Origin of the sequence: Pseudolysinimonas sp., from assembly GCF_031389465.1 — a bacterium.
In the GTDB taxonomy this organism is placed as follows: domain Bacteria; phylum Actinomycetota; class Actinomycetes; order Actinomycetales; family Microbacteriaceae; genus Pseudolysinimonas_A.
This window is the reverse complement of the sequence record NZ_JANMSQ010000173.1, coordinates 1-12,258: the sequence shown is the minus strand read 5'-3', so window position 1 is coordinate 12,258 and position 12,258 is coordinate 1. Positions and strand designations below refer to the sequence as shown.

General features: G+C 69.3%; 11 protein-coding genes, 1 tRNA gene and 1 riboswitch. Of the genes, 6 read left to right on the top strand and 6 right to left on the bottom strand.

Annotated elements, in window-relative coordinates:
• Positions 1-307: 307 nt before the first annotated feature.
• Genes RMO30_RS06830 through RMO30_RS06820 form a run of 3 tightly spaced genes read right to left on the bottom strand, consistent with a single transcriptional unit; the run spans position 308 to position 3,135 of the window.
• The gene (locus RMO30_RS06830; RefSeq protein ID WP_309711162.1) at positions 308-1,822 is read right to left on the bottom strand and encodes an oxidoreductase; all 1,515 of its coding nucleotides are present in this window, start codon (positions 1,820-1,822) and stop codon (positions 308-310) included.
• Positions 1,819-2,691, bottom strand: a complete 873-nt coding sequence (locus tag RMO30_RS06825; protein WP_309711159.1) for an FAD:protein FMN transferase — start codon at positions 2,689-2,691, stop codon at positions 1,819-1,821. Before RMO30_RS06825 ends, RMO30_RS06830 begins: the two co-directional genes overlap by 4 nt.
• Before the next feature lie 3 nt (positions 2,692-2,694).
• On the bottom strand, positions 2,695-3,135 hold the full coding sequence (locus RMO30_RS06820; protein WP_309711156.1) for a hypothetical protein: 441 nt from the start codon (positions 3,133-3,135) through the stop codon (positions 2,695-2,697).
• Between the two features lie 171 nt (positions 3,136-3,306).
• Here RMO30_RS06820 and RMO30_RS06815 point away from each other — a divergent pair, with 171 nt between their 5' ends.
• The 3 genes from RMO30_RS06815 to RMO30_RS06805 all read left to right on the top strand — a co-directional run bounded on the left by RMO30_RS06815 (position 3,307) and on the right by RMO30_RS06805 (position 6,803).
• A complete protein-coding gene (locus RMO30_RS06815; protein WP_309711154.1) occupies positions 3,307-4,527 on the top strand; it encodes an MFS transporter in 1,221 nt (406 codons plus the stop codon).
• A riboswitch (ZMP/ZTP riboswitch) is annotated at positions 4,525-4,610 on the top strand. It overlaps the preceding gene by 3 nt.
• A 28-nt stretch (positions 4,611-4,638) precedes the next feature.
• Positions 4,639-5,925 (top strand): serine hydroxymethyltransferase, encoded by a 1,287-nt coding sequence (glyA, locus tag RMO30_RS06810; protein WP_309711152.1) that lies wholly within the window; start codon positions 4,639-4,641, stop codon positions 5,923-5,925.
• Positions 5,922-6,803: a bifunctional methylenetetrahydrofolate dehydrogenase/methenyltetrahydrofolate cyclohydrolase gene (locus tag RMO30_RS06805; protein WP_309711150.1), complete on the top strand. Its 882-nt coding sequence runs from the start codon at positions 5,922-5,924 to the stop codon at positions 6,801-6,803. Before glyA ends, RMO30_RS06805 begins: the two co-directional genes overlap by 4 nt.
• Positions 6,804-6,877: 74 nt before the next feature.
• Here RMO30_RS06805 and galK read toward each other — a convergent pair whose 3' ends face one another.
• Both galK and galT read right to left on the bottom strand, forming a co-directional pair.
• The gene (gene galK / locus RMO30_RS06800; protein WP_309711148.1) at positions 6,878-8,041 is read right to left on the bottom strand and encodes a galactokinase; all 1,164 of its coding nucleotides are present in this window, start codon (positions 8,039-8,041) and stop codon (positions 6,878-6,880) included.
• On the bottom strand, positions 8,038-9,147 hold the full coding sequence (gene galT, locus RMO30_RS06795; RefSeq protein ID WP_309711146.1) for a galactose-1-phosphate uridylyltransferase: 1,110 nt from the start codon (positions 9,145-9,147) through the stop codon (positions 8,038-8,040). The genes galK and galT overlap by 4 nt, the downstream gene beginning before the upstream one ends.
• 50 nt (positions 9,148-9,197) lie before the next feature.
• Between galT and RMO30_RS06790 the strand changes: the two genes are divergently transcribed.
• The 3 genes from RMO30_RS06790 to RMO30_RS06780 are packed head-to-tail and all read left to right on the top strand — an operon-like array spanning position 9,198 to position 11,993.
• Entirely contained in the window at positions 9,198-9,968 is a 771-nt protein-coding gene (locus RMO30_RS06790; protein WP_309711143.1) for a DeoR/GlpR family DNA-binding transcription regulator, read from the top strand.
• A 10-nt stretch (positions 9,969-9,978) separates the two neighbouring features.
• On the top strand, positions 9,979-10,920 hold the full coding sequence (locus RMO30_RS06785) for an aldose 1-epimerase family protein (protein WP_309711141.1): 942 nt from the start codon (positions 9,979-9,981) through the stop codon (positions 10,918-10,920).
• Positions 10,920-11,993 carry a VIT1/CCC1 transporter family protein gene (locus RMO30_RS06780; protein ID WP_309711139.1) on the top strand — a complete coding sequence of 358 codons (1,074 nt, stop codon included), beginning with the start codon at positions 10,920-10,922 and terminating at the stop codon, positions 11,991-11,993. Before RMO30_RS06785 ends, RMO30_RS06780 begins: the two co-directional genes overlap by 1 nt.
• Positions 11,994-12,082: 89 nt before the next feature.
• Here the strand turns inward: RMO30_RS06780 and RMO30_RS06775 are convergent.
• Positions 12,083-12,155: transfer RNA gene (locus RMO30_RS06775), tRNA-Lys, on the bottom strand.
• Positions 12,156-12,258: the final 103 nt, after the last annotated feature.

The window sequence follows — 12,258 nt, the reverse complement described above, 5'->3', positions numbered from 1 at the left end:
CGTCGCGGTACAGGTCCATCGGCATGAGCCGCGGTCCCTGGCGGGCGTCGAGAAGTTGCCCCGCGACGCGGTCCATCTCGCGGAACGGGTCGAAGAACATGGCCATCAGATCCTCCTGGAATCGATTAGTTGAGTCCCTGTGACTCAACTATCAGGAGATTAGCACTCGGGCAAAGCGAGTGCCAGATGCTGCCGATCGCCCACGGCGAACGCGCGTCAGATGGGCTCGCGGCTTCTTCGATATCCCATATGGATCCCAGGTTCGCGTGAGGTTTACCATATGGGATAACTCACGGCAGCGAAGGCGTCAGTAGCCGACGAAGACGTCGGTGTGGATGTGACGGACCCCCGCCGTGCGCAGTGCCTTCTTCAGGGTCGACACCATCGCCGGGGGGCCAGAGAGGAAGGCGTCGCGCTTCACGGCATCCGGAACAGCCGCGAGCAGCGACTTCCCGGACAGCCGGTCGGGACCGATCCAGGTCCACCCCGCGGGAAGGTTCTTCGGCTCCTCGGCCGACGCGACCGCGACCCGGCACCCCGCCTGCTCGAGCTGCGCGGCGTAGGCGAGGTCGTCGGGAGACGAGATCGCGTAGACCACCGCGATGTCGCGTCCGCCGGACTCGGCGGCGGCCTGCTCGAGGTGCCCGATGAACGGGGTGATACCGATTCCGCCGGCGACCAGCAGGAGAGGGCGTGCCGGATCTTCGGGCAGCAGGAAGTCGCCACCGACACTCGTGGCCGACACCTTCGCGCCCGGCTCGAGGGCGAGCAGCGCGCGCTTGAAGGAACTCGACTTCTCGGGAAGCCGGATGCCGAAACGCAGCACCTCACCGGGCCCCGACGCGATGCTGAACACCCGACGCCACCCGCGTGAGTCGGTCTTCGTGTGCGGCAGGCTCAACTCCATGAACTGCCCCGGCCGGAACGACACCGGTCGCCTCGGGCGGAAGTCGAACTCCCACGACGAGGGGCTCAGCTGACGCCGACCGGCGAACTCCAGATGGATGCCGCGGCGCTGCCCGACGAGGAAGGCGAGCAGGTTGGCGACCAGTAGAGCGAACTCGGGCGAGTTGTAGATCGGGCCGAACGAGTACGCCACCCCGTAGTAGAGCGCGGCAGCGATCCCCGCGTAGACCAGCTGCTGCCAGCGACGCGGCGGAAGGGTGAGGGGCTCGGTGAGCATGAACCCCGCGAAGAACACCAGCGGTGACGAGAGCAGGATGATCTGCAGGCCGGAGTCGATCGGGGTGCCGAGGCGCAGGTAGAAGAAGACGCCCAGTGCGAGCCCGACGGCGAGATAGACGCCGCCCATCGGCAGGCGGCGCGTGCGGAAGAGGATCAGGAACGCGCAGACGGCGACAAATGGCAGCAGCCACACCGTGCCGACCCACCACTGCCCGAAGGAGAGCCCGGTGAGCCCGATGGCGAACGCGCCCGCGGCCGCCGGGTTGAAGATGTGGCGTCCGCGGAAGGCGAGGAGGTACTTGCTGGCCACGGCGATCGTCGCGGCGAGGGCGAGCGCGCCCAGGCCGACGAGATCGTTGCGCGGGGTGAGGATGAAGAACAGCAGTCCCGCGGTGATGAGGGTCGACTCGGAGTGCGGGCGAATGCGGAAGATGAGCGCGAGCAGGCGGTTGACGACGTAGCTCGTGGCGAGGAGTACGGCGACGCTCATGAGCATCCCGATCGTTCCCGCCGTGCCGGGCTGCACGACGCCGAGCATCGAGAAGACGAGGGCCGCGGCGACGAGCACCACGAGACTGAGTAGAACGAGACGGTACATCGTCACGCGTCCGAGGAGCGCATCGAGCCAAGCGGTCATCCGAAAATCTCCCCTGGGAAGTGGTCGGACACGTCCACGCGCCCGTCATTCCACATTCTGGCGAAAGCCGCGCCCTCGCGGGCAACCAATTCCGGATCGGGGTCCAGAAACAGTGCCGTCGCGATCCCGTCGGCGACGAGTGTGGTCGGCGCGATCACCCACGTCGCGATGACGCCGGCCACCGGAAGGCCCGTCGCGGCGTCGAGCACGTGGTGGAGTCCGTCTCCCCAGGTGCGTCGGTTGGTTGCGCTGGCGCAGAACGCGCCGTCGGTCAGATCGGCGACCCCGACGGCCTTCCGGGCGTCGAGAGGGTGTTCGAGCGCGATCCACATCGGCACTCCGCGGGTACGCAGATCGCCGCTCGCATCGACGATGTGCCGGGGGATGCCGGCATCGATGAGCAGGTCGCTCACCAGGTCGACGAGATACCCCTTGCCGGCGGCGCCGACATCCAGCAGGACCGGCCGCACCGTCTCGAGCGCCTTGCCATCCCAGGCGACAGCGTTGTCCCAGGGAGGAACTGCGGGGATGTCGTCAGCCGCTCGAAGCCGGTAGGCGGCGTCGTAGCCGAGGGCCTCGAGGGTGCGCCCGACGAGGGGGGAGAGGCGCCCGGAGGTCGCGTCGTAGAGCTCGCGATAGAACGCGAGCAGGGGCGCGGCATCGGCGGGGAGCACGTGACGACCTGCACGCGTCGCGATCTGCGAGACGAGCGAGTCGGGCCGGAAGCGCGACCAGTCGCGGTCGAACCGCTCGACCCGCTCGCCGACGGCACGCGCGACGGCGTGCGGCAGCGCATCCTGGGTGTCGATCCGCCAGGTCGTGCCGATCGCTTCGAACCGCCAGGCGACCGGCAGCGGATCGACGATCACGGGCTAGGAGGTGACGGCGTCGGCCTTGATCGAGTCGATGGCCTGATTGAATCCGCCGCTCGTGAGCGACGAGCCGCCGACGCGGGAGACGGCGAGGGCGTCGATGTCCTTGCCGCTGACTTCGGCAGCGATTCCCGCCGCGAACTGGCCCTGGAACTGGGCTTCGTTTCCGCTCTCAGCGTGCGGGGTGACCACGACATCCGTGACGACGTCGCCGGCCAGGGTGATCTCGACGGTGATCGACTCTTGCCCGGAGGGGGCGTTGTAGGAGCCGTCAGCGCTGTAGGTGCCGTCGGCGTACTCGGCCGACGTGTCGGCGTCAACGGACGTGCCGGAGTCGCTCCCGCCGCCGGTGGCGGGCGTCGAGCAGCCGGCGAGGGCGGTGGTGAGGCCGAGTCCGGCGAAGCCGAGAGCGAGGAGGCGAGGTGTGGTCGAAGAAGGCATGCGCTCAGCCTTCCAGATTTCGGCGCTCCGAAGCCCAACTTCTGTCCGTGAATTTGCTGGACGTGTCACCCACCGTTACCTTCGCGCTGAGTAGTCTGAAGGTGAGGACGGCACCCCGCGTTCTCCCGCGGCCGGCGTCACGAGCCCAACCCCGTCGAAAGCCCCGTCCTCATGTCTGCCCCCTCCGGCGACCGTTTCCCGCTGTTCCGCCTGCTGGTGCTCGCGGGGGCGATCTTCGTCTCTGTCTCGAGCGAATTCCTGCCTACCGGGTTGCTCCCCGACATCGCAGCCGACCTCAATGTCTCCGAGTCGCGGGTCGGCCTACTGATCACCGTGTTCGCCTTCACGGTCGTGGCGAGCGCCGCCCCGCTCACCGTGGTCACCCGGCGGTTCTCGCGCAAGGGGCTACTCGTCGTGCTGCTCGGGGTCTTCGCGCTCTCCAACGTGCTCGCCGCCCTTGCCCCGAACTACGAGACCCTCGCCGCATCGCGCGTGCTGGGGGGTCTTGCGCACGGGCTCTTCTGGGCGGTTGCCGGCCCGTATGTGTCGTTGCTCGTCGCGCCGACCCAGCTCGCCCGCGCCGTCTCGGTGACGACGGGCGGCGGAACCCTCGCGTTCATCCTGGGGGTGCCGTTCACGGCGGCGATTGGGCACGCCGTCGGCTGGCGGTGGGCCTTCGTCGCGATGGCCGTGCTCGTGGTGATCTTCGCGGTGCTGACGGTCGTCTCCCTCCCTGCCCCGGATCACCGCGTTCCGAAGCACCAGGTGATGACGACCGACACCGGCTCGATCATCGCCGTGAAGCGCGACCGATCGATCATCGCAGTCGGGTTCGTCGCGGTCACCGTGTTGCTCGTCGCGACAGGGCACAACCTCTTCTACACGTACATCGCACCCTGGGCGATCGCGGTGGGCGGCGTCGCCGATGACTACGTGAGCCTCCTGCTGCTCTTCTACGGTCTCGCCGGAGCGGTCGGATTGCTCGCCGCTGGCGTTTTCGGCGATCGACATCCGCGGTACACGCTCAACCTCATGGTCGGCGCGCTCGTCGTGTCGATCATCCTGACCGCGTTGTTCGCCCGCGGGCTGGTGCCTGCGATCCTTGTCATGATGCTCTGGAGCGCCTCGTTCGGTGGGTTGCCCGCGCTGTTCCAGACCCGCGCTCTTCACGCCGCGTCGGCCCGCATCCGCGATCTCACGGGCGCCGTCGTCACCACGGCGTTCAACAGCGCGATCGGCCTCGGCGCGCTGTTCGGCGGCGTCGTTCTCGACGAGCTCGGAATGGCGGTTGTTCCGTACGTCGCCGCTGCCGTCGTCGCGATCGGCCTGGGGTGGGTGCTCGCGACCGACCGCGCACGCCTCGCCGCGCATCCGACCGACGCGATACACTGAGGCGGTCGCGACTGGCGTTCGGATGGATCACCATCGGGAAGCGACGCAGCAGATGAACGCGGCCGTACGCCTGGGCCGTGAGAACTCTCACTGCGTCGGAAGGAATCCGCGATGTCGTCGTCATTCACAGCGCCCTTGGCCGAGGTCGACCCCGAAGTCGCCGAAGCCCTCGAACAGGAGTTGAACCGGCAGCGCTCGACGCTCGAGATGATCGCGAGCGAGAACTTCGTGCCGCGAGCGGTGCTCGAAGCGCAGGGCTCGGTGCTCACCAACAAGTACGCCGAGGGCTACCCGGGCAAGCGCTACTACGGCGGCTGCGAGTTCGTCGACGTCGTCGAGACTCTGGCGATCGAACGCGCGAAGAAACTGTTCGGCGCAGAGTTCGCGAACGTGCAGCCGCACTCGGGCGCGTCGGCGAACGTCGCGGTGCTCTCCACGATCGCCGAGCCAGGCGACCGCATCCTTGGTCTGGAACTCGCGCAGGGCGGGCACCTCACCCACGGGATGCGCCTCAACTTCTCGGGCAAGTTGTACGAGGCGCACGCCTACGGCCTCGACCTCGCAACGATGCGCATCGACATGGACACCGTGCGGCAGCGCGCACTCGAGGTGAAGCCGAAGGTCATCATCGCGGGCTGGTCGGCGTACCCGCGGCAGCTCGACTTCGCCGCATTCCGGGCCATCGCCGACGAGGTCGGCGCGAAGCTCTGGGTCGACATGGCGCACTTCGCCGGCCTCGTCGCCGCGGGCCTGCACCCCAGCCCCGTCCCGCACGCGGACGTCGTCTCCTCCACCGTGCACAAGACGATCGGCGGCCCGCGCTCGGGCTTCATCCTCACCAACGACCCCGACATCGCGAAGCGGATGAACTCCAACGTCTTTCCGGGGCAGCAGGGTGGCCCGCTCATGCACGTGATCGCGGCGAAGGCGACGGCGTTCAAGCTCGCGATGGAGCCGGAGTTCGCGGAACGACAGAAGGCGACCCTGAGCGGAGCGAAGCTCATCGCCGAACGGCTGACGCAGGCCGATGTGGTGGCGGAGGGCATCTCGGTGCTCTCCGGGGGAACCGACGTGCACCTCGTGCTCGTCGACCTGCGCAACTCGAAACTCACCGGCCAGGACGCCGAGGATGTGCTCCACGAAGTCGGCATCACGGTGAACAAGAACTCGGTGCCGAACGACCCCCGCCCGCCGATGGTGACGTCCGGCATCCGCATCGGAACCCCGGCCCTGGCGACCCGCGGTTTCCAGGACGCGGAATTCGCTGAGGTCGCTGAGATCATCGCGGCTACCCTGAAGGCCGACCATGACCTGCCGGCTCTGCGTGTGCGTGTCGAAGCCCTTGCTTCGCGATTCCCGCTCTACCCCGGCTTGACGAGCCCCGGGAGCTGGCAATGACGGCCATCACACTTGACGGCGTTGCGACCGCGACCGCCATCAAGAACGAACTGCGGGTGCGCATCGAGGCCCTCGCGGCTCGGGGGATCGTCCCCGGGCTCGGCACGCTTCTCGTGGGCGAAGACCCGGGGTCGATCTCGTACGTGTCGAGCAAGCACCGCGACTGCGCGGAGGTCGGCATCCGCTCGATTCCGGTGGAGCTGCCTGCGACGGCCTCCGAAGCCGAGGTGCGTTCCGCGGTCGCCGGGTTCAACGCCGACCCGTCGGTGACCGGCTACATCGTGCAACTTCCGCTGCCGAAGGGCATCGACGAGAACGCGATCCTCGAGCTCATCGACCCAGACAAGGACGCCGACGGGCTGCACCCGACCAACCTCGGGCGTCTCGTGCTCGGCGTCGAGGGCGACCTGCACTCCCCGCTGCCGTGCACCCCGGCGGGTGTCGTCGAGTTGCTGCGCCGTCACGACGTTCCGATTGCCGGCAAGCACGTCGTCATCGTCGGCCGCGGCCTCACCGTGGGCCGCCCGCTCGGGCTGGTCTTCACCCGTAAGGGCATCGACGCGACCGTGACCCTCACCCACTCCCGCACCGTCGACCTGGCGACCGAGGTACGTCGCGCCGACATCGTGGTGGCCGCGATCGGCGTGCCGCATTTCGTGAAGCCCGAGTGGATCAAGCCCGGCGCAGCAGTGCTGGATGTCGGGGTCACCCGCGTCGGCATGACCGACTCCGGCAAAGTGCGTTTGCACGGCGACGTCGACCCCGCGGTTGCCGACGTGGCCGGTTGGCTGTCACCCAACCCGGGCGGCGTCGGGCCGATGACCCGAGCCCTGTTGCTCTCCAACGTCGTCGACGCCGCGGAACGCCAGTCCGTCTGACGAAAGACGGCTATTTGCCCAAGATGGCGGACCTTTCTTTGCGAAAGTGCGCCATCTCGGGCAAATAGCGCTTCTCAGGAGTCGCGGGCCGCACCCTCGGAGGGGCGCACCGGGTAGACCTCGGGCGCCGCAAAGCCATGTTCGGCAAACGCGCCGTCGACGGCGACCTGGATGCGCGACACCGCGTCGATCGGAACGAGAGCGATCGCCGCCCCGCCGAAACCTCCGCCGGTCATCCGGGCGCCGAGCGCACCGTTCTCGAGCGCGGTCTCCACGGCGAGGTCCAGTTCGGGAACCGAGATCTCGAAGTCGTCGCGCATCGAGGTGTGGGAGGCATCCAGAAGCGACCCGATCGCTGACGCACCCTCCGAGCGCAGGGTGCGCACGACATCCAGAACCCGCTGGTTCTCGGTGACGACGTGGCGGACGCGGCGGAAGGTCACGTCGTCGAGCACCTCACGCGCGCGGACGAGGTCGTCGACCGCGAGGTCGCGGAGTGACGGCACCCCGAGTGCGGCGGCCCCGGCTTCGCAGGAGGCGCGGCGCTCGCCGTAGCCGCCGGTGGCGTGGGAGTGCGAGACGCCGGTGTCCATGACCAGCAGGGTGAGACCGGCCGCGGCGAAACCCAGGGGTACGACCTCGGCGTCGAGGCTGCGACAGTCGAGGAAGACGGCGGCGTCGAGTTGGCCGAGCAGGGACGCCGACTGGTCCATGATGCCGGTGGGCGCGCCGACGAACTCGTTCTCGGCGAGCTGGCCCGCGCGAGCGAGGTCGGGACGCGACATCCCGAGGCGCCAGAGGTCGTCGAGCGCGAGGGCGACGGCGCACTCGATCGCCGCCGACGACGACAGGCCCGCGCCGACCGGCACGTTGGAGTCGATCACGAGGTCGATTCCTGGCACCGCGGCGAGGTCGGCGCCGGAACGGCCGAGCGCCCAGGCGACGCCGAGCGGGTAGTCCGCCCAGCCGGCGCTGCCACGAGCGGAGTCCAGCTCAGACAGCGCGATCTCGACGACCTCGTCGGAGAACGTGCTTGCGACCCGGATGACGGCATCCTCGCGGGCCCCCGCCGCGACGATCGTGCGTCTGTCGATCGCGAAGGGCAGTACGAAGCCCTCGTTGTAGTCGGTGTGCTCGCCGATCAGGTTGACCCGGCCCGGCGCCGACCAGAGGCCGTCGGGCGCGCGGCCGGTGAGCTCCGTGAACAGGGTCCGCACGTCGTCGCGCAGGTCGCTCATACCGTTTCGATCGCCTTCCGGATGTTCGCTGCCGCCGTCTCGGGAGGGATGTCGCCGACCCAGGCTCCCATGGCCGCCTCGGACCCGGCGAGGAACTTGAGCCGGTCGACCGCGCGGCGCGGCGAGGTGAGTTGCAGATGCAGGCGCAGGGCCTGACGTCCGACATTCACGGGGGCCTGATGCCACGCGGCGATGTACGGGGTGGGGGAGTCGTAGAGCGCGTCGATGCCGCGCAGCAGTCGCAGGTAAAGCGGTGCGAGTTCGGCACGTTGCTGGTCGTCGGTCGCGGCGAAGTCGGGCACGTGCCGGTGGGGCACCAGGTGCACCTCGATCGGCCAGCGGGCGGCGAACGGCACATACGCCGTCCAGTGCTGGCCGGCGAGCACCACGCGATCCGACTCACGCTCGAAGGCGAGGATGTCGTCGAACATCCCCTGGCCGAGGCGATCCGCGGCGTCGAGCATCCGGGTGGTGCGCGGCGTGACGTACGGGTACGCGTAGATCTGGCCGTGCGGATGCGCCAGGGTCACCCCGATCGCCTCGCCGCGGTTCTCGAACGGAAACACCTGCTCGATTCCGGGTAGCGCCGAGAGGGCGGCCGTGCGATCGGCCCAGGCCTCGATCACGGTGCGGGCGCGGCTCTCGGTCTGCGTGCCGAAGGACCCTTCGTGCTCGGGGCTGAAGCACACGACCTCGCAGCGTCCGACCGAGGTGCGCGTGCGTCCGAGTCCGAGTTGGGTGAGATCGTCGAGCCCGAGCGGCGGGTCGTCGGCATCGGAGGTGAGGGCGGGACCGAACGACGGCGAACGGTTCTCGAAGACGGCGACGTCGTAGGCATCCGGAATCTCGGACGGGTTCGCCGCGGTCTGCGGCGCGAGCGGGTCTTGGTCGGCGGGCGGCAGGAAGACGCGGTTCTGTCGTGCGGCGGCGACGGTGATCCAGTCTCCGGTGAGCACGTCTTGCCGCATCGTCGCGGTGACCGGCCGCGGGTCGAGCACGCGGGCGTCGACTCGGCGTTCCGGGCCGAGGGTGGTGTCGGCGTCGTCGAAGTAGAACAGCTCGCGGCCGTCGGCGAGCTGCGCGGTGTGCTTCACGACTCCGGGCATGGGATTACGATAGCGAAAGTCTCCCTTTCGCATCCGAAAGGAATCGAAGCATGGAATCGCTCGACGCGGAAGCCCGCCGCGCCACCCTCGCCGCCCTTCTGGTCGAACACGGCTTCGTCGCGGTCGCCGAAGCGAGCACTCGGCTCGGCGTCAGCGAAGTCACGGTGCGCACCGACCTCACCGTGCTCGCGGCTCGAGGAATCGCCCGGCGGGTGCACGGCGGTGCCGTCGCCGCAGGGTCGGTGCGCGAAGCCCCCGTCGAGGCGACCGCCGAACGGGATGCCGAGCTCAAGCGGGCGATCGGCGGTGCGGCAGCCGCGCTCGTCACGAGCGGGTCGAGCCTCATGCTCGACGTCGGGTCGACGACCCACGCCGTCGCGACGGCCCTGGTGGCCCGTACCGACCTGAGTGACGTCGTGGTGATCACCAACGGCCTGTCGATCGCGCTCACCCTGGAAGCCGCCATCCCTCGGTTCACGGTGATCGTGACCGGCGGAAGCCTCCGCCCGCTGCAACACTCACTCGTCGACGCGCTCGCCGTCGACACGGTCCGCGGTCTGCACGCCGACCTCGCGATTCTCGGCTGCACGGGGGTCGCCGACGGCCGGGTGACCAACGTCAACCTGCCGGAAGCCGCCGTCAAGCGCGCGATGATCTCGGCGTCGACCGCGCGGGTGCTCGTCAGCGACACCTCCAAGTTCGGCCGACACGACCTGAGTGCCGTGGCTCCGCTCGCCGACTTCGGCACCGTCGTCACTGCAGGTCCGGGCGCGGATGCCCTCGCCGTGCCCGCGGCGACGCGTCTCGTCGTCGCGGCCTAGGCTGGCCGTCGTGAATCACGTCGACGCCGCCGGCCGCCACCTCGTCATCGAATCGGACGGGGCGCGCGCCGAGATCGGCACTGTCGCAGCCGTGTTGAGGTCGCTCACTGTGGGGGGTGTCGCGATCACCGAGACTACGGATGGCACCGGGAGCCCGCCCTTCGGCAACGGGATCGTGCTCGCCCCGTGGCCGAACCGGGTGCGCGACGGCCGCTGGAGCCTCGACGGCGCCGAGCTGCAACTCGACATCAACGAGGTCGACCGGCGCAACGCCCTGCACGGACTGTTGCGCTTCACCGACTACGCCGTGCGTGAGGAGGCCGCCGACGCAGTGACCCTCGGCGCCCTCATCGCACCGCAGCACGGTTGGCCGTTCCTGCTCGACACCTGGGTGCGCTACCAGGTGCGCGCCGACGGCCTCACGGTCACTCACGGGGTCACCAACCTCAGCGACCGCCGCGCGCCGTATGCCGTGGGAACGCATCCCTTCTTGCGGATCGGTGACAACCCTGTCGAAGACCTCGTCATCACGATCGCCGCTGCGACCTACTTCGATGTCGACGACCGGCTCAACCCGATCGCCGAGCGACCGGTCGACGGTACCCGGTTCGACGCGCGCGCGGGACTGCGGGTCGGCGATCTCGACTACGACACCGCCTTCGGAGGGGTCACCCACCGCGAGGGTGCGAGTGCCTGGCTGACCGCCCCCGACGGGGCGACCGTCGAACTCGTGCAAGACGTCGACTGGGGCTACGTGCAGGTCTTCACGACTCCGATCTTCGCCCGCGGCACGACCACCGGGTTGGCCGTCGCCGTCGAGCCGATGACCGCTCCGCCCGACGCCCTCAACTCCGGGCAAGGCCTCATCTGGCTCGACCCGGGTGCCTCCTCTCAAGGGTCGTGGGGGCTGCGGTTCACGCCCGGCACGGTGGGATCCGTCGGGACGATCTGATGGCCGGCGGTCAGGAGCGCGCCCGCACGCGCCGCTGGCGCCGGTACCTCGCCGACGAACGAGCGGAGGCGGCGCTCTACCGCGAACTGGCCGACCGCTACGCCGGTGAGGAGCGCGACATCCTGCTCGGGCTGGCGGATGCCGAGCAGCGGCACGAAGCGCACTGGGTGAGTCTCCTCGGCGACGAGGCACGTGACCCGGGGGCGCCAAGCGTGGGCAGCCGACTGCTCATCCTGTTCGCCCGGCGATTCGGGTCGCTCTTCGTGCTCGCCCTCGCCCAACGCGCAGAGGGGCGCTCGCCGTACGCCGACGACGCGGATGCCACGGACGCGATGGCGGCCGACGAACGCATCCACGGCGAGGTGCTGCGCGGCCTCGCGGCTCGCGGTCGGCGTCGGCTGGCAGGCAGCCTGCGTGCCGCCGTGTTCGGCATCAACGACGGACTCGTCTCGAATCTCGCCCTCGTGCTCGGGGTTGGCGCGACCGGGCTTCCGCCGCAGACCGTGCTCGTGACGGGGGTCGCCGGGTTGCTCGCCGGTTCGCTCTCGATGGGTGCGGGGGAGTACATCTCGGTGCGGTCGCAGCGGGAGTTGCTCGAGGCATCCCGCCCCGATCCGCAGTCGCAGGGTGCTCTGCCCGACCTCGACGTCGACGCCAACGAACTGGCGCTCGTCTATCGCGCGCGGGGGATGGATGCCGACGAAGCCGCGCGGCACGCCCAGGAGGTGCTCGCCACGCTCCACCTCGACGACGCCGGGAGTCACGAGGCGATGCCCGCCGACGACCACGACGGGATCGGCTCCGCTTGGGCAGCCGCGCTGTCGAGTTTCCTCTTCTTCGCTGCTGGGGCGATCATCCCCGTTATCCCCTACCTCGTCGGGGCGGAGGGCTTCGTCGCCGTCGCCGTCGCTTCGGCGTTGGTCGGGATCGCGTTGCTCGCCACCGGGGCGACCGTCGGATTGCTCTCCGGGGGTTCGCTGGCGCGCCGTGCGCTGCGACAGCTACTCATTGGCCTCGGCGCGGCGGCGGTCACCTACCTGCTCGGCCTGCTGTTCGGAACGGCCCTGGGCTGAGCCCAATCCCGGTGTGCCACGTTGGGAGGATTCCCACCAGGGGGATCAGAGTCGTTCCGGGGTCGAAGCGCCAGCTGGGAGATTACGGGTGGGCCCGGTGGGGCTCGAACCCACGACCCGCGGATTAAAAGTCCGATGCTCTGCCAACTGAGCTACAGGCCCGTGGGGTCTAGCGTACCGGCGGCGCGCAGTGCTGAGACCACGGCTGCGGAGAGCCGGGTCGCCGACTCGAGCGACAGCGAGAACCCCGTCCAGCCGTCGCCGA

Bases quoted from the DNA above. Each gene is read 5' to 3' on its own strand.
- RMO30_RS06830 (WP_309711162.1), bottom strand. From the start codon at position 1,822: ATGACCGCTTGGCTCGATGCGCTCCTCGGACGCGTGACGATGTACCGT.
- RMO30_RS06820 (WP_309711156.1), bottom strand. From the start codon at position 3,135: ATGCCTTCTTCGACCACACCTCGCCTCCTCGCTCTCGGCTTCGCCGGA.
- RMO30_RS06815 (WP_309711154.1), top strand. From the start codon at position 3,307: ATGTCTGCCCCCTCCGGCGACCGTTTCCCGCTGTTCCGCCTGCTGGTG.
- glyA (WP_309711152.1), top strand. From the start codon at position 4,639: ATGTCGTCGTCATTCACAGCGCCCTTGGCCGAGGTCGACCCCGAAGTC.
- RMO30_RS06805 (WP_309711150.1), top strand. From the start codon at position 5,922: ATGACGGCCATCACACTTGACGGCGTTGCGACCGCGACCGCCATCAAG.
- galK (WP_309711148.1), bottom strand. From the start codon at position 8,041: ATGAGCGACCTGCGCGACGACGTGCGGACCCTGTTCACGGAGCTCACC.
- galT (WP_309711146.1), bottom strand. From the start codon at position 9,147: ATGCCCGGAGTCGTGAAGCACACCGCGCAGCTCGCCGACGGCCGCGAG.
- RMO30_RS06790 (WP_309711143.1), top strand. From the start codon at position 9,198: ATGGAATCGCTCGACGCGGAAGCCCGCCGCGCCACCCTCGCCGCCCTT.
- RMO30_RS06780 (WP_309711139.1), top strand. From the start codon at position 10,920: ATGGCCGGCGGTCAGGAGCGCGCCCGCACGCGCCGCTGGCGCCGGTAC.